General features: G+C 56.7%; 28 protein-coding genes. 13 read left to right on the top strand and 15 right to left on the bottom strand.

The window, feature by feature from the left end:
- Window positions 1-5: 5 nt before the first annotated feature.
- The 5 genes from P2W74_RS18175 to P2W74_RS18155 all read left to right on the top strand — a co-directional run bounded on the left by P2W74_RS18175 (window position 6) and on the right by P2W74_RS18155 (window position 5,399).
- Window positions 6-257 (top strand): flagellar biosynthetic protein FliQ, encoded by a 252-nt coding sequence (locus P2W74_RS18175; protein WP_276295222.1) that lies wholly within the window; start codon window positions 6-8, stop codon window positions 255-257.
- Window positions 258-259: 2 nt separating this feature from the next.
- Window positions 260-1,039: a flagellar biosynthetic protein FliR gene (gene fliR / locus P2W74_RS18170; protein ID WP_192611217.1), complete on the top strand. Its 780-nt coding sequence runs from the start codon at window positions 260-262 to the stop codon at window positions 1,037-1,039.
- Window positions 1,036-2,151 carry a flagellar biosynthesis protein FlhB gene (gene flhB, locus P2W74_RS18165; protein ID WP_276292722.1) on the top strand — a complete coding sequence of 372 codons (1,116 nt, stop codon included), beginning with the start codon at window positions 1,036-1,038 and terminating at the stop codon, window positions 2,149-2,151. Before fliR ends, flhB begins: the two co-directional genes overlap by 4 nt.
- Window positions 2,152-2,242: 91 nt before the next feature.
- The gene (locus tag P2W74_RS18160) at window positions 2,243-4,252 is read left to right on the top strand and encodes a flagellar biosynthesis protein FlhA (RefSeq protein WP_412767243.1); all 2,010 of its coding nucleotides are present in this window, start codon (window positions 2,243-2,245) and stop codon (window positions 4,250-4,252) included.
- Entirely contained in the window at window positions 4,215-5,399 is a 1,185-nt protein-coding gene (locus P2W74_RS18155; protein ID WP_276292720.1) for a transglycosylase SLT domain-containing protein, read from the top strand. Before P2W74_RS18160 ends, P2W74_RS18155 begins: the two co-directional genes overlap by 38 nt.
- Window positions 5,400-5,410: 11 nt before the next feature.
- On the opposite strand, the gene P2W74_RS18150 is transcribed toward P2W74_RS18155, so the two are convergent.
- The 15 genes from P2W74_RS18150 to flgA all read right to left on the bottom strand — a co-directional run bounded on the left by P2W74_RS18150 (window position 5,411) and on the right by flgA (window position 18,529).
- Window positions 5,411-5,791 carry a FliO/MopB family protein gene (locus tag P2W74_RS18150; protein ID WP_276292719.1) on the bottom strand — a complete coding sequence of 127 codons (381 nt, stop codon included), beginning with the start codon at window positions 5,789-5,791 and terminating at the stop codon, window positions 5,411-5,413.
- 116 nt (window positions 5,792-5,907) lie between these two features.
- Window positions 5,908-6,567 carry a hypothetical protein gene (locus P2W74_RS18145; RefSeq protein WP_276292718.1) on the bottom strand — a complete coding sequence of 220 codons (660 nt, stop codon included), beginning with the start codon at window positions 6,565-6,567 and terminating at the stop codon, window positions 5,908-5,910.
- Window positions 6,560-7,603, bottom strand: a complete 1,044-nt coding sequence (gene parM, locus P2W74_RS18140) for a plasmid segregation protein ParM domain-containing protein (RefSeq protein ID WP_276292717.1) — start codon at window positions 7,601-7,603, stop codon at window positions 6,560-6,562. Before parM ends, P2W74_RS18145 begins: the two co-directional genes overlap by 8 nt.
- 49 nt (window positions 7,604-7,652) lie before the next feature.
- Window positions 7,653-8,081 (bottom strand): flagellar FliJ family protein, encoded by a 429-nt coding sequence (locus P2W74_RS18135; protein WP_276292716.1) that lies wholly within the window; start codon window positions 8,079-8,081, stop codon window positions 7,653-7,655.
- Window positions 8,078-9,409, bottom strand: coding sequence for a FliI/YscN family ATPase (locus tag P2W74_RS18130; RefSeq protein ID WP_276292715.1), 1,332 nt, complete (start codon window positions 9,407-9,409; stop codon window positions 8,078-8,080). Before P2W74_RS18130 ends, P2W74_RS18135 begins: the two co-directional genes overlap by 4 nt.
- Window positions 9,410-9,413: 4 nt before the next feature.
- Window positions 9,414-10,280 carry a FliH/SctL family protein gene (locus P2W74_RS18125; protein WP_276292714.1) on the bottom strand — a complete coding sequence of 289 codons (867 nt, stop codon included), beginning with the start codon at window positions 10,278-10,280 and terminating at the stop codon, window positions 9,414-9,416.
- A gap of 3 nt (window positions 10,281-10,283) precedes the next feature.
- Window positions 10,284-11,318: a FliG C-terminal domain-containing protein gene (locus P2W74_RS18120; protein ID WP_276292713.1), complete on the bottom strand. Its 1,035-nt coding sequence runs from the start codon at window positions 11,316-11,318 to the stop codon at window positions 10,284-10,286.
- Window positions 11,319-11,327: 9 nt separating this feature from the next.
- Window positions 11,328-13,001: a flagellar basal-body MS-ring/collar protein FliF gene (gene fliF / locus P2W74_RS18115; RefSeq protein ID WP_276292712.1), complete on the bottom strand. Its 1,674-nt coding sequence runs from the start codon at window positions 12,999-13,001 to the stop codon at window positions 11,328-11,330.
- A gap of 24 nt (window positions 13,002-13,025) precedes the next feature.
- On the bottom strand, window positions 13,026-13,355 hold the full coding sequence (gene fliE, locus P2W74_RS18110; RefSeq protein WP_276292711.1) for a flagellar hook-basal body complex protein FliE: 330 nt from the start codon (window positions 13,353-13,355) through the stop codon (window positions 13,026-13,028).
- A gap of 26 nt (window positions 13,356-13,381) precedes the next feature.
- Window positions 13,382-14,716 carry a sigma-54-dependent transcriptional regulator gene (locus P2W74_RS18105; RefSeq protein WP_276292710.1) on the bottom strand — a complete coding sequence of 445 codons (1,335 nt, stop codon included), beginning with the start codon at window positions 14,714-14,716 and terminating at the stop codon, window positions 13,382-13,384.
- Window positions 14,717-15,021: 305 nt separating this feature from the next.
- Complete coding sequence (locus P2W74_RS18100) at window positions 15,022-15,453, bottom strand: flagellar protein FlgN (protein WP_276292709.1); 432 nt, start codon at window positions 15,451-15,453, stop codon at window positions 15,022-15,024.
- A gap of 6 nt (window positions 15,454-15,459) precedes the next feature.
- Window positions 15,460-15,861: a flagellar biosynthesis anti-sigma factor FlgM gene (locus P2W74_RS18095; RefSeq protein WP_276292708.1), complete on the bottom strand. Its 402-nt coding sequence runs from the start codon at window positions 15,859-15,861 to the stop codon at window positions 15,460-15,462.
- 148 nt (window positions 15,862-16,009) lie between these two features.
- Window positions 16,010-16,276: a hypothetical protein gene (locus P2W74_RS18090; protein WP_276292707.1), complete on the bottom strand. Its 267-nt coding sequence runs from the start codon at window positions 16,274-16,276 to the stop codon at window positions 16,010-16,012.
- On the bottom strand, window positions 16,273-17,553 hold the full coding sequence (locus P2W74_RS18085) for a motility associated factor glycosyltransferase family protein (protein ID WP_276292706.1): 1,281 nt from the start codon (window positions 17,551-17,553) through the stop codon (window positions 16,273-16,275). Before P2W74_RS18085 ends, P2W74_RS18090 begins: the two co-directional genes overlap by 4 nt.
- Before the next feature lie 88 nt (window positions 17,554-17,641).
- Entirely contained in the window at window positions 17,642-18,529 is an 888-nt protein-coding gene (gene flgA, locus P2W74_RS18080) for a flagellar basal body P-ring formation chaperone FlgA (protein WP_276292705.1), read from the bottom strand.
- A 28-nt stretch (window positions 18,530-18,557) separates the two neighbouring features.
- Between flgA and flgB the strand changes: the two genes are divergently transcribed.
- From flgB to P2W74_RS18040, 8 genes are read left to right on the top strand one after another with little or no spacing between them, the layout of a single operon-like run.
- A complete protein-coding gene (flgB, locus tag P2W74_RS18075; protein ID WP_203358778.1) occupies window positions 18,558-18,944 on the top strand; it encodes a flagellar basal body rod protein FlgB in 387 nt (128 codons plus the stop codon).
- 41 nt (window positions 18,945-18,985) lie between these two features.
- Window positions 18,986-19,417 (top strand): flagellar basal body rod protein FlgC, encoded by a 432-nt coding sequence (gene flgC, locus P2W74_RS18070; protein WP_276292704.1) that lies wholly within the window; start codon window positions 18,986-18,988, stop codon window positions 19,415-19,417.
- Between the two features lie 23 nt (window positions 19,418-19,440).
- Entirely contained in the window at window positions 19,441-20,268 is an 828-nt protein-coding gene (locus tag P2W74_RS18065; protein ID WP_276292703.1) for a flagellar hook assembly protein FlgD, read from the top strand.
- Window positions 20,265-21,488: a flagellar hook protein FlgE gene (gene flgE / locus P2W74_RS18060; protein WP_276292702.1), complete on the top strand. Its 1,224-nt coding sequence runs from the start codon at window positions 20,265-20,267 to the stop codon at window positions 21,486-21,488. The genes P2W74_RS18065 and flgE overlap by 4 nt, the downstream gene beginning before the upstream one ends.
- On the top strand, window positions 21,488-22,225 hold the full coding sequence (locus tag P2W74_RS18055; protein ID WP_276292701.1) for a flagellar basal body rod protein FlgF: 738 nt from the start codon (window positions 21,488-21,490) through the stop codon (window positions 22,223-22,225). The genes flgE and P2W74_RS18055 overlap by 1 nt, the downstream gene beginning before the upstream one ends.
- Before the next feature lie 22 nt (window positions 22,226-22,247).
- Window positions 22,248-23,033: a flagellar basal-body rod protein FlgG gene (gene flgG / locus P2W74_RS18050; protein ID WP_276292700.1), complete on the top strand. Its 786-nt coding sequence runs from the start codon at window positions 22,248-22,250 to the stop codon at window positions 23,031-23,033.
- Between the two features lie 8 nt (window positions 23,034-23,041).
- Entirely contained in the window at window positions 23,042-23,725 is a 684-nt protein-coding gene (flgH, locus tag P2W74_RS18045; RefSeq protein WP_276292699.1) for a flagellar basal body L-ring protein FlgH, read from the top strand.
- A 2-nt stretch (window positions 23,726-23,727) separates the two neighbouring features.
- Window positions 23,728-24,831 (top strand): flagellar basal body P-ring protein FlgI, encoded by a 1,104-nt coding sequence (locus tag P2W74_RS18040; RefSeq protein WP_412767197.1) that lies wholly within the window; start codon window positions 23,728-23,730, stop codon window positions 24,829-24,831.
- Window positions 24,832-24,839: the final 8 nt, after the last annotated feature.

Raw genomic sequence — 24,839 nt, 5'->3', positions numbered from 1 at the left:
ACCTGATGGCGATGATGGTGGAGGCGACCTGGACCATCATCATGCTGGTCTGCATCATTGTTCTGCCTGGCATGCTGGTGGGGTTGCTGGTGAGCGTTATTCAGGCGGTAACCCAAATCCAGGAGCAGACCCTGAGTTTCCTGCCCCGCTTTGTCGTGACGATGCTGATGATCGTCTTTGCGGGACAGTGGATGGTCAGACAAGTGCTGGAGCTTTTCTCCAGCATCAATCAGTACATTCTTTACTCCCTGCGCTGACCATGCTTGAGATATCTGCTGCGGAATTATTGCAGGCATGGGGGCGTGTCTGGTGGCCATTCTTACGAATTGGCAGCGCCTTTGCCGTCCTGCCGTTGCTGGGATACCCGCTGATCCCCATCCAGGTTCGCGTCTTGCTGGCGTTTCTGATCGCCGTGCTGGCGGCGCCCTTGCTGCCCGCCATGCCTGCTGTCGATCCTCTGTCGTTGAATGCCGTTTTGCTGAGCCTGGAGCAGATCTTTCTCGGGGCGATGATGGCGCTCTTTCCGGTGTGTCTGATTCAGGTGCTGGTCATGGCTGGCGAACTGCTTTCCATGCAGATGGGCCTGAGCATGGCGCGTATGAATGACCCCGTTAATGGCCTTGCCATTCCGGTGCTGGGCAGTTTCTTCAGCAATATGGGGTTGTTGCTCTACGCCAGTATGAACGGCCACCTGGTGATGCTGGAGGTGCTGGTAGAGAGTTTCAGGGTCTGGACGGTAGGTTCTGGTCCGTTCAACGTGGATTCTTCCAGCGTGATCCAGCTGTTTTCCTGGCTGCTGGCGGCCGCGCTGATGCTGTCGTTGCCGGCGATGGTGGCGATGTATCTGGTCAACTTCACCTTTGGGGTGCTCTCAAGGGTCGCGCCGTCCCTCAATATTTTTGTGCTGGGCTTTCCTATGGCCCTGTTATGCGGGTTGTTTTGTATTTTGTTGATTATCAGTGGATTACCGGATCGATTTTCCGATCTGGCGCACAGCATATTTCTCAGCGTGCGCGGCTATTACGGGGGTGAGGGATGAGTGCGGAAAAAACCGAGAAGCCCTCGTCGCACCGGCTTGGCAAAGCGCGCGACAAAGGGCAAATTCCACGCTCCAAAGATTTGGGCATGGCGATTATCCTGGTCGTCATCGCGTCTCTGGCGCTGCCGCTGTTTGCCCGGTTGGGTAACGCGTTGAGTCAGATACTGACGTTTAATTTGTCCCTGACCCACGAGGAGGTTCACGATCCCGCTCAGATGCTCAGCCATCTGGGTCAAAGTCTCATTGAGACACTGCTGGCGCTGTTACCGCTGGCGGGACTCATTATTGCCGTCGGCGTACTGGCGCACATCGTGATGGGAGGATGGAATTTTTCACTGGAACCCCTGCTTCCTCAATTCTCCAGGGTAAGTCCAATGAAGGGATTTAAGCGGATCTTTGGCATGCAGTCGTTGGCGGAATTTACCAAGTCGGTACTGAAGATAGTGGTGATTTCCGCCACCGTTCTGCTGTACGTCAGGACCGAATCAGACACCATTACCGCCCTCTATTATATCGGGTTGAAGGATTCCGTCAGAATGGGAATGGCCATCCTGGTCGATGGCATTTTTTATATGGCGCTGGCGATGTTGGCGATCGGTATTCTTGATGCTCCCTACCAGCAATGGAACCATCTGCGCGGCCTTCGGATGAGCAAACAGGAGCTGAAGGAGGAGCACAAAAATCTGCAGGGTAACCCGGAAATAAAAGGGCGTATCCGGCGGATCCAGATGTCGATGGCGATGCGTTCAATGCGTCGGACCTTACCCGACGCCGATCTGCTGCTGATGAACCCGACCCACTATGCGGTTGCTATCAAATACGATCCGGCGCGCTGCGATGCGCCTTTTGTGATTGCCAAGGGGGAAGACTATATGGCGCTGCAGATGCGATCTCTGGCGCAGTCATTGGGCGTGGAGGTTCTGGAGATCCCAGCCCTGGCCCGTTCCGTCTATCACACGACCCGTGTGAACCAACAGATCCCCCCCGGCCTGTACGTCATCATGGCGCAATTGCTGCACCATGTGCTGCGTCTGAAGGCCTTTCGTCAGGGCAAGGGCGACCAGCCAGCGCCGCTCTCGTCAGTTGAGATCCCTGACTCATTAAGATATTGATGGTGACCCCGTGAAACGTTTGACCACTCTTTTTTCCGGTACTTCGCGCAGTTTTATTGCGATACCTTTGCTTATCCTGTCGCTGCTGGCGATGATCGTGCTGCCATTGCCCGCGTTTTTGCTGGATGGTTTTTTCACCTTCAACATCGTGCTCTCCATCATCGTGCTGCTGGTTGCCCTGTCTGTCCGGCGGCCACTCGACTTCTCGATCTTCCCGACCGTATTGCTGATTGCCACGTTGCTGCGTCTGTGTCTGAACGTGGCATCAACCCGCGTGGTGCTGCAGTTTGGTCATGAGTCTCCCGATGCCGCCGGTAAGGTCGTCGAGTCGTTCGGTAAGGTGGTGATTGGCGGCAACTATGTGGTGGGGATGGTGGTGTTCTTCATCCTGATGATCATTAACTTTATTGTCATCACCAAGGGCAGCGAGCGTATCTCGGAAGTCGCTGCCCGCTTCACCCTCGACGCGTTACCCGGTAAGCAGATGGCTATCGATGCCGACCTGAATGCCGGGATGATCGATCAGCGCCAGGCCAAGGAGCGACGGGACGAGATAGCCCGGGAAGCCGACTTCTATGGTTCGATGGACGGTGCCTCCAAGTTTGTCAAAGGGGATGCGATCGCCGGTCTTCTGATCCTGTTTATCAACCTCTTCGGTGGGGTTGCCATCGGGGTCTTTCAGCATGGGCTTAGCTTCTCTGAGGCCATGAGCGTCTATAGCCTGCTCTCCATCGGTGACGGTCTGGTGGCGCAGATTCCTTCGCTGATGCTGGCTGTGTCTGCGGCCATCGTGGTCACCCGCGTCTCAGATTCTGACGAAGATATCACCGTCCAGTTCCGGGATCAGTTGCTGGCTTCTCCACCGGTTATCATGACCGCAGCCGCCGTTATGCTGGTGATGGGGCTGGTGCCGGGAATGCCGACCCTGGTCTTCCTGCTGTTTGCCGGTATCCTGGGTTATGCCGCCTGGCGCAGTCGAAAACAAAAAGCAGAAAAAGTCGCACCTGCCGATCAGGAGCAGATGGAGCGCTTTACCCGCCCCATCGAGAATGAGCTGGGGTGGGGGGACATCCCGTATACCGATTTGCTCAGGCTGGAGTTGGGTTATCAACTGATCTACCTCGTCGACAGGGACAAGGGGGCTGAATTACTGCAACGCCTGCGCGGTGTGCGCCAGACGCTTTCCGAACAAGCCGGTTTTCTGCTGCCCGAAGTCCGGGTCAGGGACAACATGGGGCTCAAACCAAACCAGTACGCTATCTACCTTAACGGGGTCAAGGTCGCCGTGGCGGACGTCATGCTGGACAGACTGCTGGCGATCAACTCGGGGGAGTTATTGGGGGAGATCCCTGGCTATCTGGCCAAGGAGCCGGTTTATGGCATGGATGCGGTCTGGATCCTGCCTGCCGACAAAGCCAGAGCGCTCAACTTAGGTTATTCCGTCGTCGATGTGGCGACCATCATTGGTACTCACATCAGTAAGGTAATCCGTAGCAATATCGGCGTCCTGTTGCAGCTTGACGATGTGCACCATCTACAGCAGAGGCTCAGTCAGATGGCCCCCAAACTGGCCGAGGATCTTACTGCTAAGTTGACGGCAAACCAGCAGTTGAAGGTCTACCGCAATTTATTGACCGATCAGGTTTCCCTGATGGACGTGCGGACGATCGCTCAGAGCATGGTGGATGGGGCCGAAATCACCAAAGACCCGATGTTACTGGCGGCGGAAGTTCGCTGCGCCCTGCGCCACACGATCCTGCACGGGTTGATCGGGACGACGACGACGGTACAAGTCTTCACCCTTTCTGACGAGCTGGAGAACATTCTGCTCAATGCCGCGACGCAGGCGCAACGCAACGGCGGCGTACCGGCTGACAGCTTCCCCATCGAGCCTCAGTTACTGGCGCAGTTGCAAAACCGTATGCCCAGTGTGAAGGAGCAGATGTCGTTGCAGGGGTGGTCGCCAATCTTGCTGGTGCTACCACAATTACGTCCTCTGCTCGCCCGTTATGCCCGCACCTTTGCCAAAGGGCTGCACGTTCTGTCATTTAACGAGGTTCCCGATGAACTCCACATTGAAGTCAAAGGGATCCTGGGTTAAGGCGATGCTGGCCGGGGGGCTGTTGACCCTGTCAGCCCCGCTCATGTCGCAGGACGTCACTCCCCAACAGGGGGAAGGGAAGGCCATGAACTGGCAGTCGCGTCACCCGAACGTGGCGTTATATGAGGGTCTTTATCGCAAAGAAGCGGTCAGGATCCAGGGGCTGATGACGCGCTCAGCCCCCTCCATCCGCTTCATCGTCACCCAACTCCAGCGGCGCAAATTGCCGCTGGAACTGCTGTTTGTGCCGCTTGTCGAGAGCGGCTACGACCCGTATGCCGAATCGCCTGCGGGGGCGGTCGGCCCCTGGCAGTTGATGCCCAAAACGGCGAAGCAGTATGGTGTGATCCGCTATGACTGGTACGACGGGCGCAAGGATTTGATCTCCTCCACCCGTGGAGCGCTCAATTATCTGAGTTATCTGTATAACTTGTTCGGACGTGACTGGTTACTGGCACTGGCTGCATACAATGCCGGGGAAGGGACGGTTCAGAATGCTATCGAGCAAAACAAAGCGAAGGGCAGACAGACCGATTTTTGGTCCCTCTCTTTGCCAAACGAGACCAGACAGTATGTGCCCAGGTTACTGGCGTTGGTGCGCTTATACCGGACCGGTCATCTTCAGTTGCCCGCAGTACCCGAGGCGTCCCGTCTGGTCGCTCTGCCTGTTGAAGATGGCGTCAGTCTGGCCTGGCTGGCCAGAAAACTCGGGCGCAGCACGGAAGAACTGGGTTTTTACAATGCGGGGCTGGAAAATGCGGTAGCGCCCCGGGGCAGCCGCATTGCCCTGTTGCTGCCAGCGGGATGGGGTAAACGGGCGCGTCAGGTGCTGGGGGCGCGCAGTGACAATCTCCCCCAGTTGCAAGAGAAAGCGCCTCCCCAGATTGCAAAGCGGCGAGCGCTCCCCGACAAGGATCTGGAAACCCTGGGATGGGGCGTTGGGCTGTGGCAGAGAACGCCGGGGGCGGCGGATCTCTATTCAGCGCGTCCGGCGAACGACAAAAAGAGCACCCAGGATGAGGGGGCGAAGAAAGCGGCGTTGCCGCAGACGACGTCTCTCGGTTGGCGTGCCAGCATTGAGCCACTGAGTCAGTGGAATCGGGTGAAGACGGAGAACCCCGCCACACCGGAAACGAAGTTGCCCTGAGCCGTCCTGGACTATTTTTTATCGCTGTCGGATGCGCCGAGGGTTTCAAAGACGTGCGCAAACTCCGCAGGCGGCGGCTGTGGATCTTCCCGGGTCAGGTTGCTGATTAGGGTGATCTGCTGTTGGGTGATTCCCAGCAGTAAACGTTGGTCTTCCACCTGTACCAGCACCAGTTTCTCTTTCATGCCCAATGAAAGTACCGACTGCACTCGCATCTCACCTCCGCTTCGCCAGTTTGCGCGCGCTCTCTTCCTCGCCAGCAGAAATACCACGGCACCGATCAGCAGAACGGCCAGGCAGGTGATAAACCACGGCTTGAAGGCGCTAATGTCCTGGTTCAGCGGCGCCGCCAGCGCGGGCAGCGGTAACAGCAACAGACAGAGTAGATACATGATGGAACTCCGGATCATAGTAGGGAGACGACGGCAAACATCGTGAGTCATACAATGTTTGCCTTGCGCATGGGGTCAAACGGCAGGGCACGCGACGCGGTTGATGGGATTGGGCATCAGAAGATGCCTTTGGCCCTGACTTTGCGCACTTTGGCTGCCGTTTCCGAAAGATCATGCCGCTGGACCTCTCCGGAAACCTGGGGAGCCGGGGAATGACCCGGTGCCGGGGCTGACTGAACTTGCCCACCCACATGCGTCAGTTTGTCGAGGAGGTGTGCCTGCTGTTGTAAAAGCCCGTTTTGTTCCTGCAACTGCTGCGCCAGCATATCGACGCTGGCTTGCAACGCATCTCGCAGCTTACGTTGACCCGTCGCTTTACCCAGCGCGCTGAGCAACGGGTTGAGCTTATCGGCAATCTGGGTGGCCAGCTCGTCCGGCGTCAACTGTCCGGACGGTTCCGCCGTTGACGCCTCGCGACCGGCGATGAGCCGGTGCTCCTCCAGACTGTGCTGGAGAAACTCGCTGTTCAGATTGTTAACTTGCAGATTTCGGGAGAGAAATTTGACCAGATTGGGGTCAAGCAGGCACAGCAGCAACCCTGAGAGATAGATGTCTTTGTGCAACGGCAGACTGAAGAAATCAAAATTGTCCGTCTCTTTGTTCAGGATTTCAGCGCGCTGATACCAGCGCTGTAATGTCGCCAGCGCCAGATTATCACTCGCCTGCTGTGGATCCAGCGTGAGGGTTACCTGGACTTCTCTGACTGAATTAGTCATTGCTTGCCTCTGACTCGACCGGCGTTTCGCTGAACACTTTATCTTCATCGCTGATGTAGAGGCAGATTTCGCGAGAGAGCGCGAATTGGGACTCTTCGACCAGGATCACGCGTTTGCCCAGGGTAGGATAACTGGCCTGAATGGTGGGGTAGATCAGATTTGCGCCGCCGCCGACCAGATAGACCCTGTTGGGGTTACGGGCAAACTTTTTCGCCTCTTCTGCAACGAAGTGCCCCAACTCCTCAATTTTTCGCTCAAGTTTCTCCAGAATTCGGGGGATCTGCGACTCATCGTTGATCACTTCACGCACAAAAACATCATCGTGGCGGTGCTTGATCAGTTCGTTTGCCACCAGATAGCTGGAGTCGCTGTCGGCGGCGGCCAGCGCGGTGCGGGCGGCATCCGTGATCAGGGAGACACCGAGCGCGCGGTTGCCGTAGACCTCGGAAACTTCGTCAAATTCACCAACGATCAGCCCCATATCCAGGGTCGTTCCGCCACAGTCGATAACCAGCGTTTTGGTGTACGGGTTGACCCCTGAATTCACCAGTCGGGTAAGGATGGCGGGCAGGCTTTCGGGCATCACATCAACGCTGACGATGCTGAACAGCTCCCCTTTATTCAGACTGATGGGACGCATCAGGTTCTGCTTTTTGCGCTCAATGTTCGCTTCGTTACGCTGACAGTCATCTTGCTGATAGTACTCGGTAATGGGCAGCGTCACGGTGATCGCGACATTACAGGGAGGAAGACCGGTCTGTAGCAGGGCGTGATGCACCGCCAGCAGGTTGAGATCGCCATACTGATAGTCGATGTGGGTGGTGGAGAGGGACTTCTCTGACGTCGGATCGTAGGTGTATTTGTTGATCCCGATTTCGTAGTTGTAGACCATCTTGCCTTTGAGCAGGGCAGCACTCTTCCAGTCTTTGCGAAATGAGTTGGGCGAGATGATGCTTTTCAGGGTTTTGTTGGCTATCCAGCTGACCTTGACGTTGGTCGAACCGTCATCGATGGCGATCTTAAGTGGCTTACGCATGGTTGTGTGTCTCAATAGGGTTCAAAAAGGGTTGTGATGGGTTTACGGCTTAGCGCTTATCCCGCGCTGCGAGCCGCACCTGGTTGAGCGCCAGCTCATCCAGGATCTTTTGTTCTTGCCTTTGCGTTTCAAAGGACTGCCGGACCCGCTGTCGTTCGAGGATTATCTCGCTGCTTTTTCTGGCGACGAAGGCATCCAGCACGACTTTCTTCTGTTGCGCGATGGAGAGCTTGAGCGCGACTTTTTCTTCGTGCTGCTTATCAATGAGGTCGCCCAACTGGCGGTGCATGATGTTGCGGTTATGCAGGGCAAAGGCCGAGCCGTAGGTGGGCAGTCGCGACATCTCGCGGCGATACTGCCCGAGGACGTCGAGGGAACGCTGGAGTTCGACGTTGCGCGTCTCCAGCGTCGTCAGCGCTTTGCTCTCATTGTCCAGCTTGTGGCTTTGCAGGCGGTGCAATGTATTCAAGGATTTCATCGTTTATCTTCCTCCATTAGCGCCTGTAGCAACGTCTGGGTCTGTTGCAGGTTTACCCCCTCTTGGGCAGGCTGCTGTAAATACTCCAGCATCTGCGGGAACAGGGTCACGGCTTTGTCCATTTCCTCGTCGTGACCGGCCTGATAGCCGCCCAGCGGGATCAGTTCGCGCACCTGTTGATACAGGCTGTAATAGCGGCGAAACCGTTGGATTTGCTGAACCTGGGCGGTGGCGCAGATTAACGGAATGACGCGACTGGCCGATGCGGCGACATCAATGGCCGGATAAATCCCCTGTTCGGCGATATCACGGCGCAGGACAATGTGACCGTCGAGGATCGCCCGCGCGGCGTCCGCGATCGGATCGTTGTGGTCATCCCCTTCGACCAACACGGTGTAGATGGCGCTGAGGCTACCTTCCGGGTGATAGCCATTGCCTGCCCGTTCCACCAGTTGCGGCAACTGGGTGAAGACAGAAGGGGGATATCCTTTGGTGGCTGGCGGTTCACCCAACGACAGGGCGATTTCGCGCTGGGCGATGGCATAACGGGTCAGGGAGTCCATCAGCAGCAGCACGTGCTTGCCCTGATCGCGAAAGCTTTCGGCAATCCGGTGACAGACCTGGGAGGCTCTGAGTCTGAGCAAGGGAGAAACGTCGGCAGGGGCGACCACGACAACCGCCTTACGGCGTCCCGCTTCCCCGAGCGTATGTTGCAGGAATTCGGCAACTTCGCGTCCGCGCTCCCCGATCAGACCGACCACCACCACGTCAGCATCGGTATAACGGGTCATCATGCTGAGCAGCACGCTCTTGCCCACGCCGCTGCCCGCAAACAGTCCGATTCGTTGGCCGCGACCCAGCGGCAATATGCCGTTGATGGCCTTCACGCCGACATCCAGAGGGGTGGTGATGGGCTGGCGTGCGAGCGGATTCAGCGGCGGTTGATGCAAAGAAATGCGTTCTCCCGTCAGAGGGCCGAGACCGTCCAGAGGGCGACCCAGACCATCCAGGATGCGGCCGAGCAGCGCGGGCCCGACCACCAGTTCGCTGTCTTCTTGCAGTGGTGAGACGCGGGCGCCAGGGAACAGGCCGGTAACTTGCTCGACGGGCATCAGAAAGGTGCGATCCTGATTAAAACCCACCACTTCGCTCTCGATCCAGGTGCTATTGCTGGTTTCAACGAGTGCGCGTTGCCCAATAGAAAGGGGGCACCCTGTCACCTCCAGCAGCAGGCCCGTGACGCGCACCAGCCGCCCGTAAATCCGGGCGGGAGGCACCCGATACTCGTCCTTTTCAAGTTGATTAAGCAACGTTTTCAGGGCGCGCATGGGGTTAAGCTTTTAAGTCTTCGTCGCTGAACTTGTCTGCGGGCAGCGAAAGGGAAGAGAAGGTCTCTTCCTGGCGCCAGGGCAAGTTATGCGGCGTGATTGTGGAGGATATCGTCGGGCTTTTCGCGGTGATGGCGGGCGCCTCTAACGCGTTCAGCTCTGGGGTATCGACCAACTGACGACGCAACTGATCGACACACAGATCGATGCGTGCATCCAGTTGGCTTTCCGCTTCAGCAAGCCCCGTCTGAATATGGAAGCTACCGGCGGAAAGCAGGGGATCGGATTGCAGATCCCAGTGTTTCAGTGCGTCCGGCGCACATGCCTTGAGCAGCGTGTGGGTGCCTGGATCCAGGCGGATGGAAATCGCGCCCTGCGGCTTCGGTAACATCGCCAGGGTCTCTTCGATAAGCCCAAGGATCTGCGTCGGATTGAGCGCGAGTTCGGCGCGCAGTACCTGTCGGCAGATCTGTGAAATCAGGCGACAGAGGGTTTCCCTTTGCCCGGTCAGCGTCTCTTGCAGTGTGGCCTCAAGGGAATCATAGAGCTGGCCGACCTGATGAAACGCGTCATCCAGTTTAGGTTTGCTCTCTTCGTAAGCTTGCTGGCTCCCGGCTTCTCGCCCTTCCTGCATGCCCACCTGAAATCCACGCTCCTGGCCCAGAGGATGGCCTTGCTCCAGCCCCTGGCGCAGCCCTTGCGCAAAACCGGCATCGCGACCCTCTTCCATCAGGGCCTGATATTTGGCCGCGATCTGTTGTGGGGAGGCATAAGGTTGCTCCTCCGGCAGGGGCTCCTGCTGGGATAGCGGTGGAAAATGGTAGCGATGGACACTGCGTGGGGGTCCGTCTTTTTTGCCAGGCTGTGACATGGGTTACTCCAACACCTTCTCTTCAAAGAGGCGAAACTCGAAAGGCTCGCCGCCTTCTGCATTTTCATTGTCTGCGATGAGCTCACGCACTTTAGCCATGATCTCCGCTTCCGCACCTCTGACCACGCTGGCGGGGAGGCCGCCCATGACCTGCATCTGTTCCTGAATTGCATTGGCCTGGCGTTTCGGCAGGCAGCGCAGTATGGCCTGACGCAGGGACGGCGACGCCCCTTTGAAGGCTCTGGCCCACACCTCTGGCTCCACTTCCTGGCAGAGTCTGACGATAGTGGCCTCAGGCTGGCGCTCAAGAATGGAGAAGCGATACATGCTGTTCTCAATTTCTTCAGCCAGTCCCTGGTCATGTTCGCGCACGGTCTCAAGCAATTTGGCGCTGTTACCTGGGTAACGGGAAATCAGGCCCGCCGCTTGTTCGACACCGCTCACCGACGTTTGAACGCCTTGCTGGACCATGGTCAGGCACTGCTGAATGATTTTCTCCAGCTCCGCCACCATGTTTTGGTTAATTTCCCGCAAATTCGCCATGTTCAGAATCAGTCTGTCGTGCTGCGCTTGCGGCAGGTGCTTCATCACCTCGGCAGAGACGTCCTGCGGCAGCAACGCGAGGAAGGTTGCCTGCAACGGCAGCATTTCATGCTGCAGATTGGCGGCGATCAGGCTGGGGGAGATCCACTGCAACTGATGCATGGTCTCCCGAATCTGTTCTCCGTAAACGTCGTTGATCACCCCTTTGGCCAGTTCTGGCCCAAGGGCGACATCGAGCGTTCTCTCAAGAAAGCCACGGGAGGCACGAGAGATGCCGCTAAGTTCGCGATAGTCGATGAACATCCTCTGCAAAGCCATGTCCAGGTGCTGATTCTTGACATGGCCGACTTCTGCCATGGCCCGGACGATATCCTGTACATGTTCCCGACTCAGGCTGCGCAGAATGTTGCCAGCCTGGTGCTCGCTCAGTGTTAACAGCAGTAGACCTGCCTGTTCGGCACTTTTGAGCGGTTGTTGCTCGTACTCTTCATTCATGGCGGGTAATCACCTGCTATTCATCCACTGTTCTAATACTTCGGCGACGCGTTTGGGGTCGTGGTCCGCCAGCAACTGCAAGTGGGCCAATTTATCCCGCAAAGGCGAATTCGTGTCTGGAAGTTCATTCAGGCGAACTTTATCAAACGCCAGATTGCGGTTGTGTTTTCTGAAATATTCGCTCTCTTCGCTTTCTCTCTTGTCGGACGTCACTTGTGTGGCAGAGGCGTTCTCTGCGTTATCGCTGCCATTCGCCGGGGAGCGTTGGATCAGGTGCTGCATCAACTTGCGGATCACAAAGAATATGAGACACAGACCGAGAATGGTGGCGACCAGATAACGGGCGTAGATCAGCAAAACCGGCTCCTGCCACCATTGGCTATCCAGTGCAGGATTGATGCCATCTTCCGAGAAAGGAAACACATTCAGGCTGAGCTGGTCGCCACGCGTCTGATCGAAGCCCACCGCATCCAGCGCCATCTGCCGGATATTGGTCAGTTGCTCAGCGCTCCAGCCTTTTTCCGGTGACACGGTCTGATTCAGTACCACGGAGACACTGAGATTATTCAGACGCCCCTGCTGGTATTTGGTGTGGGTGATGGTGCGTCCCACATCATAGCGACGCTGCTGCTCATCTTTCTCATTAATCAGACGCTCAGCCGTGGCGGGTGGCGTTTGTGCCTGATTGCCCTGTTGCTGTGGGTCTGTGACCGGCGGACGGTTGCTCAGGGCGCCGGGGATCCCGCTCAACTGGCCTCCCTGCGAGGCGTCTTTTTGCAGACGTTCTTCGCGTACGACAGGACTCTTGTCGAGGGATTCCCGGGTCTCTTCCACGTTGTCGAAGATCAGGTGTGCCGTGACCTGCACCTTGTAATTGTTGGCACCGAGCACGGGTTGCAGCATCTCGCTGACGCGACGTTCATAACTGCGCTCAACTTGCTTCTGATAGTCGAGTTGATGGCTGGTCAACCGGGTTCCGGAAAGTTCATCGTTGAGATCCTGTGTCAGCAGATGACCATACTGATCGACGACAGAGATGTTTTCGGTGGTGAGATTGGAGACGCTGCCTTTGACCAGGTTCACGATAGCCAGCACTTGCCCTGGCTCCATCCGGGAGTTTGCAGCGGAAAGCTCAAGCATCACGGAGGCCGACGGTTTCTCCTCATTGCCACGCAGGAAGATCATTTTGTCCGGGATAGCCAGATGGACCCTGGCAAAATCAATCCCCTGCATGCTCATGATGGTGCGCGCCAGCTCTCCCTCTAACCCACGACGGTAACGGGCATTTTCAACGAACTGACTGGTGCCCAGGGTTGACTCTTTCTCCAGCGATTCCAGTCCTACCGGCAGTTTGGCCTGTACGCCTTTTGCCGCCAGCAACATTCGCGCCTGCGATAATTTATCTTCTTCAACCAACACCTGTCCTGTCGTATCCAACAGACGATAAGCAATGTGTTCCTGATCGAGGATGGCCATGATTTGAGCACTGTCGAAGCGCTCCTGCTGACCATAGAGGGGCCGGTAATTCCCCTGGGAAGACCAGAGAAACAGTACGACGAGTACTGCTATCAGACAGGTCAACATGCCCAATAGCATGAGCTGGGGTACTTTATTCCGTAATAGGGTGATTGCGGGCAGCGGCTTGCTGATATTGTCCCAAATCGTTTTGAATTTTTGCCTCATTCGTTACTCGCTACTTCCCCGGCCTTACAAAGGCATCTTCATGACTTCGTCATAGGCCGTCATCAGTTTGTTGCGGACCTGGGTAAGGGCCGAAAAACTGAGACTGGCTTTCTGACTGGCGATCATCGCGCCAGTCAGGTCGTCGCTGGCACCCGTTTCGATTTGCGTCGCCAGGTTGGCTGCGTTTTGCTGGTGGCTGTCCACCCCATTCAGGGCCGCATGAAAGACACTCTCGAAGGAGGTGTTTTGCGTGTTGTTTTGCTGTTGGGAGGCAAACAGCGGTTGCTGGGCAGCCGTTTGCATCGTTGTCATCCGCTGCATCATTGCCTGCTGTGAGTCATTAATCGTGTTCATAGTGTGGCCAAATAATAAAAAACGGGTTACGCATCATCAGTGATGATGCCTCTTTGCCGCATCTCGGCGAGTTTGTAGCGCAGAGCTCTGGGGGTAATGCCAAGGGCTTTGGCGGTCATACTCCGGTGTCCGCGGCAATGGCGTAGCGTGTCTAAAATGTGTTGGAACTCACCGTGTTTGCGGCTCTCCTGTAGGGAGGCCGAAGGGGTCAGTTCAACCTGAGTTTGTGGGGCGGCAACAATAATTTCCTGCGTAGGTGGAACAGACGGTAAATCGAAATCAGCCGCGAGCAGCACCGTGCTGCGGCACATCACCAGCGCACGCTGTACGCGGTTCTCCAGTTCCCGAATATTGCCGGGCCAGTTGTGCGCTAATAAGGCTTTCTGCGCGCACGGGCTTAATTTAATGGCGTGAGCAAACGCCTGATCCCCGTGTTTTTGCACGAAGTGAGCGATCAATCGGTCCAGTTCTTCCCGGCGCTGGCGCAGGGGAGGAATGACGAGCGGCAAAATATCCAGACGATAGAGAAGGTCCTCGCGAAAACGCCCCTGACTCACCGCTTCCCGCAGATTCTGATTGGTGGCCGTGATGAGTCGGACATTGAGTGGAATGACCTTGTTGCTTCCCAGTCGTTCGACTTCCCACTCCTGCAACACGCGCAGCAGCTTCGCCTGCAGAGGGGGAGGCATCTCTGCAATCTCATCCAGAAAGAGGGTGCCGTTGTTGGCCAGTTCAAACTTACCGGCTTGTCCGGTGTAAGCGCCGGTGAACGCCCCTTTAACGTAACCAAACAGGATGGCTTCCAGCATGTTCTCGGGAATCGCGGCGCAGTTGACGGCCACAAAGGGGCCTTCTTTCCGGCTGGAGTTAGTGTGGATAAATTGGGCCAACATCTCCTTGCCCGTCCCCGTTTCGCCTCTGATGAGCACAGGCGCTTCGGCCAGAGCAACCCGATGCGCCATCATCAACAGACGGCGGGAGGTCGGCGAACTCATGATCATGCCGCGGGTCTGCAGCGAGTTTGCATTGAGCAGGCTGGTTATCTGTTGATTCAGTTGCTGGAGACTAAAGGGATAGAGCAAATAATCACTGACGCCGTTGCCTAAGGCCGTGCTGGCCCATTCGGCTTGATCCATTGGGCTAATCAACAGGATAGGTAACGTATGCAACTGGCGAATATAGCTAAGGGCCTGCACCTGAGACAGACCCCGGCCCAGAATGACCAGGCTCGGGATAGTGGTGCTTAGAGAGGCTATATCCAGCAAACCTGGCTGCCAGACTACGCGACGAGCATATTCTTCACTGAGATGAGTGAGAATTTCGTCTGCGCACACTTTATCTGATTCAAGCAGCAAGATCATTGAACGAATAAATACCTGTAATGAGCGAATAAATACGTGAGTGACGAGACGGGATCACAATAAAATTTACGAGAAATTAAAGCAGAGTTAACTTAACTGAAGCTGTACATACGAGAGACATGATGCCCAGCCAATGAACTTATCTGAACATATCTATGGTAGGGCGCTATTTTTGAACAATATTCATAAAGGGTAAACGGTATCAGGAAGTCGGTTGTGCTGTTTCGTAACGCGTGCAAGCACGCTTTTCAGGGGAGGGGGCGACAGAAACAGGCGAAAATCCTCTGTCGCAGTGACGGGCGTCATCAGGTTGCGGGTTGGTAGAAATCTTCTTGCGTGTTGAGCAGTTTACGGATCAACAGCTGTTGATTCGCCAGCAGTCGGCCATTGTGGTCATTGAGTTTTTTGCAGCGAACGACGCTGGTTTCCAGGGTTTGCCACTGGTCTACCAACTTTTCTGAAATCGCCGCAGGCAATTTGTTGGCCAGCCGTTGCAGATCGCTCGTGCTGGCCTGTAATCCGAAAGCGTGCAGCAGTTTCACACGCCGTTCAGCCCGGCTACGCAGGGTATCCAACAGTTGCACCTGTTGTTCATTGTTGTGATGGATAGCCGGATTATTGCGGCGAATCAGGTTGCTGTGCTGCTCCTTGAGCAACAGTTCCATCTGCTGCCAGGAGACGACATCCTGATTGATATCCACAATCAACTGGCGCAGGCGATCGGTCGCGTTGCTCACGTCGGCTTATCTCCCACTTTGATAGAAGTTCATCATGGCGTCGGCGAGGGCATCGTTGCTCACGGCGAACTTATCGCTGTTGAGCTGCTCCATGACGTCAGCCACTTTGGCATGATCAATATCGGGAAACTGGCGTAGCTCATCGGCAAGCGCCCGGGCCAGTGCTGCGGACACCGGGGCATTCACCGGCACATCGGCAGGACACTCTGTTGGCGGCAGGGTGAACGGCGCGTCATTCGGTCCCTTTGTTCCGAGCTTTTGATCTTTCGCGACGTTTGTCGGCGCGTTGACCTGCTGAGGAACGTTTTTTTCACTTGCCGCGATTTCCGACGCTACCTGCGTTTGTTTAGCGTAGGCATTCTGCAGTGAGTTTTCGGGAAAGCTCCCGTTTGGTGATGTAATGTTCATAATCAAGCCACTCTGAACAAGCTGACGAAACGATATGCTGGTTAGCCCCGACAGAACCAACCTGGCACTCTGGTTAAGACAGATAAGCGACCGTTTTACGGCCAGACTTTAGCCATGATCGCATTTTTTACGAAAAATATTCAATGTCTCATTCGCCATGACATGGGGCTGGGTCAGACAGCACGTGGAGTAATTCATATTCCAGCCAGTCGGCAAGACCCAGCCAGTCTTCGCGTTCCTGACAGGCGAGGATCGCTGACATTATCTGCGGTAACTGGCGCTGCGCCGTTGGCGAAAGCGAAGGGAGCAGAGGAAGCAACGATTTCATCAGGGGCGGAAGCGCTATTGCCGCATCCAGAGACAGACCCAGGCGGAACTGCTGCGCAAGATGCGTGAGCTGTGAGGCGATCGTCATGAGGTGAACTCCGGATGATAACGGCAATCCGCAATCCTGGCGCCTTCCCGACTGCCGTTCCAGAAGCAAACCTCGGGGTGCGCGGCAATATAGCGTTCAAGCTGAATACGATAGCCGGTAAAGCTGATGTTGGTACGGATGCGCTGATCATGCCCATTCAGCACCCAGTGTTTTGCCTGCTCGAGCGTAGTGTTCAGGGCACCAACTGCCCAGCCCGTATGGGTTTCTCCGCCAGGAAAGGCAAAGTCTGCCCCCAGCAGGATAACGTCCCGACAGCCCATCTGCACCGCGAGATCGACGGCGGGATGAATGACGCTTCCTCCCGAATAGAGCAGCGCCTTTGGCAGCGCTTTACGCAGCGGTTGATAAAGTGGGCTGCTGGACCAGGCTGCCAGCCGTTTTCCGCGCCAGGCCATTAACGTTTTGGTGGGGACCAGCGGGAAGTACACCAGCCCGCAGTCAGCGGGCGGAAGTTTCTCTTCATCAATCAGGTGGTCGATGGAGACCACCCAGTCCGGCTGGATGCCGTGCGCAAACAGGGCGCGGCAGGCGGTGTCGACGGCAATCAGCAGCGGTCGTTCCGGCTGGCATTGCAGTGCCTGTAAGCGGGGCAGATGCGACTTCAGCGTGGGGCCTGCGCCGATAACTAACGCCTGGCGGCCCGTGGCGCTGGCGAAGAGCGAGGCCACATCACCGTCCCGCTTGAGCAGGCGACGGTTGTCGGCAAGCCGTTGTCGCAGCGCAGGGAGATGTTGCTCGTAACGACGATTGGTATGGGGAAGTGAAATTTCCCTGATCAGGCGGTCACGTATTCCGCTTGCCGCGTCTTCCGCCAGGCGTAGCTCGGCAGGCAAGGCAAAGAAGGGCAGGCGAATCTCATCTTCGTCGGCGGCCAATGCCAGGCAGACTCTCGGATCTTGCAGCCAGTCCTCGTTTTCCAGCAGCGTCAGGGTCAGCAGGAACAGCGCGCGGTTCATGATGAAGACATTGAGTTGTGTCAACGTGGGTCGTTGCAGCAGGATGCGCGGCAGACAGCCAAGCCCAGTGCCATAGACGTTGAGATGCGGCTTTACGGGCAGGCTATTCGCCTGCTGCTGCGCTTCGCTTATCCGGTCATGGCGACTGGTCAGTTGGATGCCGTCGACCAGCAGGGTTCCGCAATGCCCTTCCATTATGCTTGCCGAGGACAGTGGCGGCGTCTGGCTAAGTATTGTGGCCAGCACGGGCCAGCGGCTGGCGATGATGGCGAGATGTTGGGTCAGGCATGCGTCAGACATCGTTTATTGCTCTCTTTAAAACAGCGCTCCCCGCGGGGAGCCCACCCGACAACGAGTGGGCGATGAGACAAGCAATAAACATGCCGTTTTATTCTTGAGGGTTCACCTTTGGTGTTTCATTGACGATCAGCAACTGACCAGGACCAGAGACCGAAGCGGAAATAACCTTTCCGCTTTTTTCGTTTTTAATGCTGATGGTTTCCCCCTTCTGCCCGTCCTGCAGGGCAGTACCCTGCATGGAAATAGACATCTCACCTTCTGCCAGCGTCAGACTCACCTTGTCGCCTTTACGTACCAACAGCGCCGCTTCAAGCATCCGGTTACGCACAGGCTGACCTGCCCGTAGCGACCGCTGGGGGCGACGTCCAATGGCCTGGGCCGGGTCGGTCATCACATCGTCCATCTGGGGCGTGAGCAGAACCTGGGTAACAGCCAGGTCGCTTTCCTGCAGATAGTGATCTTGACCAGTCGCCACCCGCGCAACGACGACGGGCATCAGGACGGAGATTTGACTGCGGGTCGTAATGACCCAGCCAGGGGAGTCCGGGCAGCGCAAACGCAGGGAGTGTCGGCCAACGGGGAACTTCACCTGGGAGTCTTCGACCCGGTATGGCTGACGACAGGGAGGAAGTTTACTGACCGCCTCCGGGATGCTGATCTCGCTTTGCCAGTGGTAATCACGCCAGTTGACGCGCTGTGCATACTGGGTAAAGCGCTGTTGCCAGTAATCGCGAACAAACTGCTTCAGGGCATTGGGATCGACACCGGGCGTCGGCGCGGTCTTCCGGGCGGTCGAATCGACAGGCGCGGGGTGGGCTGGCAATGCCGTCGAAGCAAGGCTCTTCCCACCGATCAGCAATAACGCAGCGGCGAGAAAAAATCCCGTCAGCCGTGGGGGAAATTGTGCAACCCGACGATGAGTGCGACAAAAATTAAATGTTGGCCCGATAATTGCTAAGTGCGTATGTCGTTTCATCTCTACTGAACTGTAAGGAGGAGGATGGATGGGAATTAGCTTCGAAAAAGCGCTTGGCATTCATCCCGAGGCGCTCGATTTTCGCGTCGAGCGTAGCAGGGTCCTGGCCAGTAATCTAGCCAATGCTGATACCCCCAACTACGCGGCACGGGATCTCGAGTTTCGACTCGCCGTCCCCGAGGGACAGGGTTCCTCCCCGGATGACATCGTCGCCCCTATCCCGGCAATGAGCATGACTCAGACCGGAATGAACCTGAAATATCGCCAGCCTTATCAGGTGAGCCGTGATGGCAATACGGTCGAAGCGGGTATCGAACAGGCGAGGGTTGCCGAGAATGCGATGGATTTCCAGACCAGTCTGGAGTTTCTCAACAGCAAGTTTAACGGACTCGCGACGGCCATCGACGGCAAATAATCATTCAACATTAAACAGATAAGACGAGACAGAAACACGCCATGTCCTTCGGAAAAATTTACGATATTGCGGGTACGGCCATCAACGCGAACAGCCTGAGGCTCAATACCATTTCGAGCAACCTGGCCAATGCCGACGCGGTCAGCGGTAGTGAAGCCGGGGCCTATCGCTCCCTGAAGCCCGTGTTTAGCACGATTTACAACGATCCCACGCTAAATGTCACCGAGCGCGCCGCCTCCGCCGGCGTCGGGGTTCAGGGAATAGTCCAGACGGATCAGCCCGTACAGAAGCGCCACGAACCGGATAATCCGTTGGCAGACGCCGAGGGCTATGTGTACTACTCCAACGTCAATGTGGTGGAGGAGATGGCCGACATGCTTGCCGCCTCGCGTAACTACGAAGCCAATGTGGAGATGCTGAACCAGGCTAAGAGCATGCAACAAAGCCTGTTGCGTCTGGGAGATAGGGTCTGATGAATCTGGCGGGTTTCAACCCTGTGAATACGTATCCGGGTAATCGCTTGCCGGGCGCTCAGAACATGCTGTCGCAGGTCAACGGCATGGTTGCCCCCATGAGCGCGCCTGGCGCCCAGGCTGCCACAACACCGCCGACCGCCGCCGTAACGGAATCCACCCCGGAAGATCCTGAGCAACCAACGGATGGTTCTGGCTCGGAGGAGGCGACCCAACCGCCTCAGGTGGCGAACGTCTTCGTCGACCTGATGCTGGCGCAGTTGACCTATCAGGACCCCACTAACCCCGTCGACAGCACCGAGTTCGTGACCCAGATGGCGATGTTCGCCCAGGTGACCAGCATGGAATACATGCGTATGACGATGAACGCGCTCTATGCGGTGGCAGAAAACAACCTGGTGGTCTCGACTGAGCAGTTGATCGGCAACACGGTCACGGCGCCTGATGACACCGTGACCCTCGGTCCCGATACCCTGCTGGAAGGGGAACTGGTGCTGGATAAGGATTACGACAACGTTAGCATCCGGATTTATGACGAGTTTGACGCGGAAGTGGGCACCGTCACGTTGGGGCCACAGACGGCTGGCGAGAAAGCATTTGTGCTGGATGGCAACGTTCTGGGCCTGCCCGAAGGTGAGTACCGTATCGAAGCCGAGACGGTGATCGGCGATGAAATTAGCACTACACCGACCTATTTCAGTGGCGTCGTGAACTCCGTGACCCTCAAGGGTCAGGAAGGCTTAATGCTGGATGTTGAGGGCGTCGGCATGGTGCCGTTGTTTGATATTTCGAAGATTAGCGCTCCTCCCACGCAAGGTGGAGACGAAACGACAGAGGGTAAAAGACTATGAGTTATGCAATTTCGGTAAGCGGTCTGAATGCCGCCAGCCAGAGCCTGAACACCATCAGCATGGATATCGCCAACGCCGCAACCGTGGGCTACATGGAATCCACCACCACTTTCTCGGCGCTTTACGCGGGCGGTCAGGCCGCGGGGGTATCGTCGGGCTATACCACCCAGAACTTTTCCGCACTGGGCACCACAACCTTCACCGGGCGCGACCTCGATATGGCGATTACCGGGGATGGATTCTTCATCACCCAGGGGAGCGACGGCCAGGTCTATTACACCCGCGCGGGTAACTTCCATCAGGATGAAGACGGCTACATCGTCGACAGCAACGGCAACCGGGTACAGGGCTATCCGGTTGATGAAAACGGCAACGTGATGACCGGTCAGTTGGACGATCTGCAGCTGGATAACGGTTCAATGCCTCCCCAGTCAACCAGCGAAGTGGATCTGGGGATGAACCTGGATCAGAGTGCAGAGCCGATCGACCGTGCGACCACCACTTTCGACCCTTCCGATCCTAACAGTTATCACAGCACCAACTCGACGGTGGTCTATGACTCAATGGGCAACCAGCACACCGTCTCTCAGTACTATACCAAGACGGCGGACGGTACCTGGGAAGTGCAGGTCTATGTGGATGGTCAGGATGCGAATAACTTTTGTACGCCAGCCGGGCCACAAACCCTGCAGTTCGACGCGAACGGCAACCTGGTTTCCGGCGGCAATTTTACCCTGAGTATTCCTGCTGGCGATCCTCTGCTTGAGGGCGCCAACACGCTGACCATCGATGTCGATCTGAGCGAAACCACCCAGTATGCGGCCCCGTTCAGTAATCAGCTTAACTCCTCTAACGGTTATCCGTCGGGCGAGCAGACCGGTGTGACGGTCGATGAGTACGGCAATATTTATGCGACCTACTCCAACGGCGAAACGATGCTGCAGGGGCAAATCGTGCTGGCCACGTTCCCGAACCCGGAAGCGCTCGCCGTGGCAGACAATACCAGTTGGACCCAGACCTCGACCTCCGGTCAGCCGCTGTACGGTACGCCAGGCACGGGGGTTTATGGCGGCATTGAGTCCCAGTCGTTGCAGAACTCCTCTACCAACGTCACGGGTGAAATGGTCTACATGATGGAAGTGCAGCGTAACTATCAGGCTAACACCAAGGCCATCGCAGTGCAGAGCCAGCTTGATCAAGTGCTGATGCAGGCCATCTGATGGATAAGCTGATCTACACCGCCATGAGCGGGGCGAATCGCAGCATGCTCTCTCAGCAGGTGCACGCCAATAACCTTGCCAACGTCAATACCACCGGGTTTCGCGCCGATTATGAGCGGGCCCACAGCTATGCGGTGGGCGGCGATGGCTTTTCCACTCGCCATATCGCGGTCCCGATGGGGGTGGGGAGCAAGTTTTCGCCAGGGGTGCTTGAACATACGGGCAATGAACTGGATGTCGGCATTCGTGGTGAGGGGCTGCTGGCCGTGCAGGTCAACGGTCAGGAGCGTTACACCCGGGCTGGCAGCATGCATATCGATGAGCAGGGCATCCTGATGCTGGGGCAATTCCCGGTACTCGACATGGATGGCCAGCAGATTGAGATCCCCGATTACCGGTCGATCAGCATCACCGAGCAGGGACGGGTCAGCGTGGTTCCCGATTCCGGGGGCGAAGTGTTGCTGGAAGTGGCGACGCTCAAACGCGTGAAGCCGGAGACGGCGAATCTGGTCAAGGATGCGGAAGGGTTCTTCCGTCCCCGGACCGCGGCGGCCTCCCTGCCAGCGGATGATACGGTGGCGGTCGCGAGCGGTTTCCTCGAAGCCAGTAACGTCAATCCGGTTGAAGAGATGGTCGCCATCCTCACCACCAGTCGGCAGTTTGAACTGCAGGTGAAGATGATGAAAACCGCAGAAGAACTCAGCCAGGCGTCGACCCGTCTCATCAGACCCGCCTGATAACTAATTAAGTGAGAAAGTAATGCAAGGTACCCTTTTTGTTAGTCAGACAGGTCTGACGGCCCAGGACGCCAAAATGACGGCGATTTCCAACAACCTGGCCAACGTGAACACCATCGCCTTTAAGAAGGATCGAATGGTCTTCAACGATCTCTTCTATCAGAAGCAGTTCCAGGCGGGCGCGCAGATGGACTCGCAGAACCAGCGTCCGAACGGCTTGCAGATCGGTACCGGTGTTCAGGTTATCGGCACCCAGAAGATGTTTGTGCAGGGGACGGCCCTCACCACAGGGGCGGAAACCGATGCGTCCATCATCGGCAAGGGCTTCTTTCAGATAGAGATGCCGGACGGCACCACGGCTTACTCGCGTGATGGTCAGTTCCATGTCAATAGCGATGGCATGTTAGTGAATGCCTCTGGTTTGCCTCTGATCCCGCAGATAACGATCCCTGAGAATGCGACGGGGATCAGTATCGGCACCGACGGAACCGTGTCGGCTGTCGTTGCGGGTTCTGCCGAGCCGGAAGAGTTGGGGAACATTATGCTGGCCAGTTTCATCAACCCAGGCGGCCTGGAGCCTATCGGTGGCAACCTCTTCATTGAGACTCAGGGGTCGGGCGCGCCCAACGAAGGTGTTCCGGGCGAAGATTATTTTGGCATCATCAAGCAGGGGACGCTGGAAGGCGCCAACGTTAACGTGGCCCAGGAAATGGTCGACATGATCGCCACTCAGCGAGCCTATGAGATGAATGCCAAGGTGATGACCGCCGCCGATGAGATGCTGCAAACCCTCAACCGGATGCTGTAAGGAATAACATGAGCAATTGGCCAAAATGGTGCGTCGTGGTGATGATGGGGCTGTTGATGCAGGGGTGCACGATGCCCTCCCTTGACTCGAAAAAACAGGTGGAAGAGGAGAATTATGCGCCTCCTCAACTGACGCCTCAGCCGGTCACTTATGCGAGCCAGGGCACCCTGTACAACCGTAGCTACGTGATGACGCTGTTTCAGGACCGGCGCGCCTACCGGGTCGGCGATATGCTGACGGTCACCCTGGATGAAAAAACATCGTCCAGCAAGCAGGCCGACACCAGTTATGGCAAAAACAGCGATGTCTCTGTGGGGGCCGATGCGAGCAGCAGTTCGTTTACCCCTAAAAATTTCAAGGGGAGTGTCAACGCGAATCGCGACTTCGATGGTAGCGCGCAGAGTTCCCAGAAGAACTCGTTGCAGGGGGCAATCACCGTGGTCGTTGCCAGCGTATTACCTAACGGCAATCTGCATGTGCGGGGCGAGAAGTGGCTCAAGCTTAATCAGGGCGACGAGTATATCCGTCTGAGTGGCCTGGTGCGCGTTGAGGACATCGATGGCCTGAACCGTGTCTCCTCCCAGCGTCTGGCGGATGCTCGTATTAGCTATTCCGGTGAGGGCACCATGTCCGACAGCAACAATCCGGGTTGGCTGACCAAGTTTTTCTATAGTCCTTTGAGTCCATTCTGAACATGAGACAGAGCATACGCATAGTGTTGTTATGTTGGCTGGCCCTGTTGCCCACGTTTGCGCAGACCAAATCCACACCGCTGCTTAATCTGGTTGAAATCGGCGGGGAGCGGAAAAACCAACTGGTGGGTTACGGACTGGTCGTCGGCCTCGACGGTTCAGGGGATCGCAACCAGGTGACCTTCACGGCGCAATCCATGAGCAACATGCTGCGCCAGTTTGGGATCCAGGAGGAGGATCAGGCCAAAACCAAAAACGTCGCGGCGGTGTCGATTCATGCTGAGATCAGTAATGTGACCTCGCCCGGCCAGGTCATCGACATCACCGTCTCCTCGGTGGGGGATGCCAAGAGCCTGCGGGGAGGCACGCTGCTGCTGACCCCCCTCTACGGTGTGGACGGTGAAGTCTACGCCTTCGCGCAGGGCAACCTGGTCGTCGGGGGCGCCTCTGCAGAAGGCAGCGATGGCTCCAGCGTTACGGTGAATGTGCCGACCGTCGGCAGGGTTCCAGGCGGTGCGGTGGTGGAGAAAGCGGTGCCTGCCAGCCCCACCGGCAATGCTTATGTCAGCCTGAACCTGAAGACGCCGAGCTTCAATCTGGCGCGCAATATCGAAGGGGCCATCACCGCCCGGTTTGGTGGTGGGGTCGCCTCGGCCTACAACGCCGGTTCGGTGCGGGTCAAGGCGCCGAGCGACCCCAGCGCCAGGGTGAGTTTCCTGGCGATGCTGGAAGAAATTCAGGTTAAAGAAGGGCGCCAGCGCCCCCGCATTGTCCTGAACAGTCGGACCGGTACCGTGGTGATGAGCGATACCGTCTATGTGAAAAAGGCGGCGGTCACGCATGGCAATCTGACGGTGGCGATAAGTGAAGACACCCGGGTCAGTCAACCGAATGCGCTGGCAGGGGGAACCACGGAGAGGGTGCGTCGCTCTACGGTGAACATGACCGAAGGACAATCACGGATAACCGTGATGCCCGAGGGGACGTCGCTGGACAAGATTGTCAAATCGTTGAATGAACTGGGTGCCACCGCCAGCGATTTGATGTCCATATTGCAAGCGCTTGATAAAGCGGGCGCGTTAGATGCTGACCTTATCGTCATATAACAAGGTGA

The sequence above is a fragment of the Citrobacter enshiensis genome, assembly GCF_029338175.1.
Classification (GTDB): domain Bacteria; phylum Pseudomonadota; class Gammaproteobacteria; order Enterobacterales; family Enterobacteriaceae; genus Citrobacter_D; species Citrobacter_D enshiensis.
The sequence above is the reverse complement of the archived record's forward strand: the minus strand, read 5'-3'. Positions and strand labels throughout refer to the sequence as shown.

Coding starts and splice junctions, on each gene's coding strand:
- flgE (WP_276292702.1), top strand. CDS start 20,265: ATGAGTTATGCAATTTCGGTAAGCGGTCTGAATGCCGCCAGCCAGAGC.
- flgG (WP_276292700.1), top strand. CDS start 22,248: ATGCAAGGTACCCTTTTTGTTAGTCAGACAGGTCTGACGGCCCAGGAC.
- P2W74_RS18155 (WP_276292720.1), top strand. CDS start 4,215: ATGAACTCCACATTGAAGTCAAAGGGATCCTGGGTTAAGGCGATGCTG.
- P2W74_RS18135 (WP_276292716.1), bottom strand. CDS start 8,081: ATGAAATCCTTGAATACATTGCACCGCCTGCAAAGCCACAAGCTGGAC.
- P2W74_RS18145 (WP_276292718.1), bottom strand. CDS start 6,567: ATGACTAATTCAGTCAGAGAAGTCCAGGTAACCCTCACGCTGGATCCA.
- fliF (WP_276292712.1), bottom strand. CDS start 13,001: ATGAGGCAAAAATTCAAAACGATTTGGGACAATATCAGCAAGCCGCTG.
- fliE (WP_276292711.1), bottom strand. CDS start 13,355: ATGAACACGATTAATGACTCACAGCAGGCAATGATGCAGCGGATGACA.
- P2W74_RS18130 (WP_276292715.1), bottom strand. CDS start 9,409: ATGCGCGCCCTGAAAACGTTGCTTAATCAACTTGAAAAGGACGAGTAT.
- P2W74_RS18175 (WP_276295222.1), top strand. CDS start 6: ATGGCGATGATGGTGGAGGCGACCTGGACCATCATCATGCTGGTCTGC.
- P2W74_RS18040 (WP_412767197.1), top strand. CDS start 23,728: ATGAGACAGAGCATACGCATAGTGTTGTTATGTTGGCTGGCCCTGTTG.
- flgC (WP_276292704.1), top strand. CDS start 18,986: ATGTCCTTCGGAAAAATTTACGATATTGCGGGTACGGCCATCAACGCG.
- P2W74_RS18120 (WP_276292713.1), bottom strand. CDS start 11,318: ATGAATGAAGAGTACGAGCAACAACCGCTCAAAAGTGCCGAACAGGCA.
- P2W74_RS18055 (WP_276292701.1), top strand. CDS start 21,488: ATGGATAAGCTGATCTACACCGCCATGAGCGGGGCGAATCGCAGCATG.
- P2W74_RS18095 (WP_276292708.1), bottom strand. CDS start 15,861: ATGAACATTACATCACCAAACGGGAGCTTTCCCGAAAACTCACTGCAG.
- P2W74_RS18105 (WP_276292710.1), bottom strand. CDS start 14,716: ATGATCTTGCTGCTTGAATCAGATAAAGTGTGCGCAGACGAAATTCTC.
- P2W74_RS18160 (WP_412767243.1), top strand. CDS start 2,243: ATGATCGTGCTGCCATTGCCCGCGTTTTTGCTGGATGGTTTTTTCACC.
- fliR (WP_192611217.1), top strand. CDS start 260: ATGCTTGAGATATCTGCTGCGGAATTATTGCAGGCATGGGGGCGTGTC.
- parM (WP_276292717.1), bottom strand. CDS start 7,603: ATGCGTAAGCCACTTAAGATCGCCATCGATGACGGTTCGACCAACGTC.
- flgA (WP_276292705.1), bottom strand. CDS start 18,529: ATGAAACGACATACGCACTTAGCAATTATCGGGCCAACATTTAATTTT.
- P2W74_RS18090 (WP_276292707.1), bottom strand. CDS start 16,276: ATGACGATCGCCTCACAGCTCACGCATCTTGCGCAGCAGTTCCGCCTG.
- P2W74_RS18125 (WP_276292714.1), bottom strand. CDS start 10,280: ATGTCACAGCCTGGCAAAAAAGACGGACCCCCACGCAGTGTCCATCGC.
- P2W74_RS18150 (WP_276292719.1), bottom strand. CDS start 5,791: ATGTATCTACTCTGTCTGTTGCTGTTACCGCTGCCCGCGCTGGCGGCG.
- P2W74_RS18085 (WP_276292706.1), bottom strand. CDS start 17,553: ATGTCTGACGCATGCCTGACCCAACATCTCGCCATCATCGCCAGCCGC.
- flhB (WP_276292722.1), top strand. CDS start 1,036: ATGAGTGCGGAAAAAACCGAGAAGCCCTCGTCGCACCGGCTTGGCAAA.
- flgB (WP_203358778.1), top strand. CDS start 18,558: ATGGGAATTAGCTTCGAAAAAGCGCTTGGCATTCATCCCGAGGCGCTC.
- flgH (WP_276292699.1), top strand. CDS start 23,042: ATGAGCAATTGGCCAAAATGGTGCGTCGTGGTGATGATGGGGCTGTTG.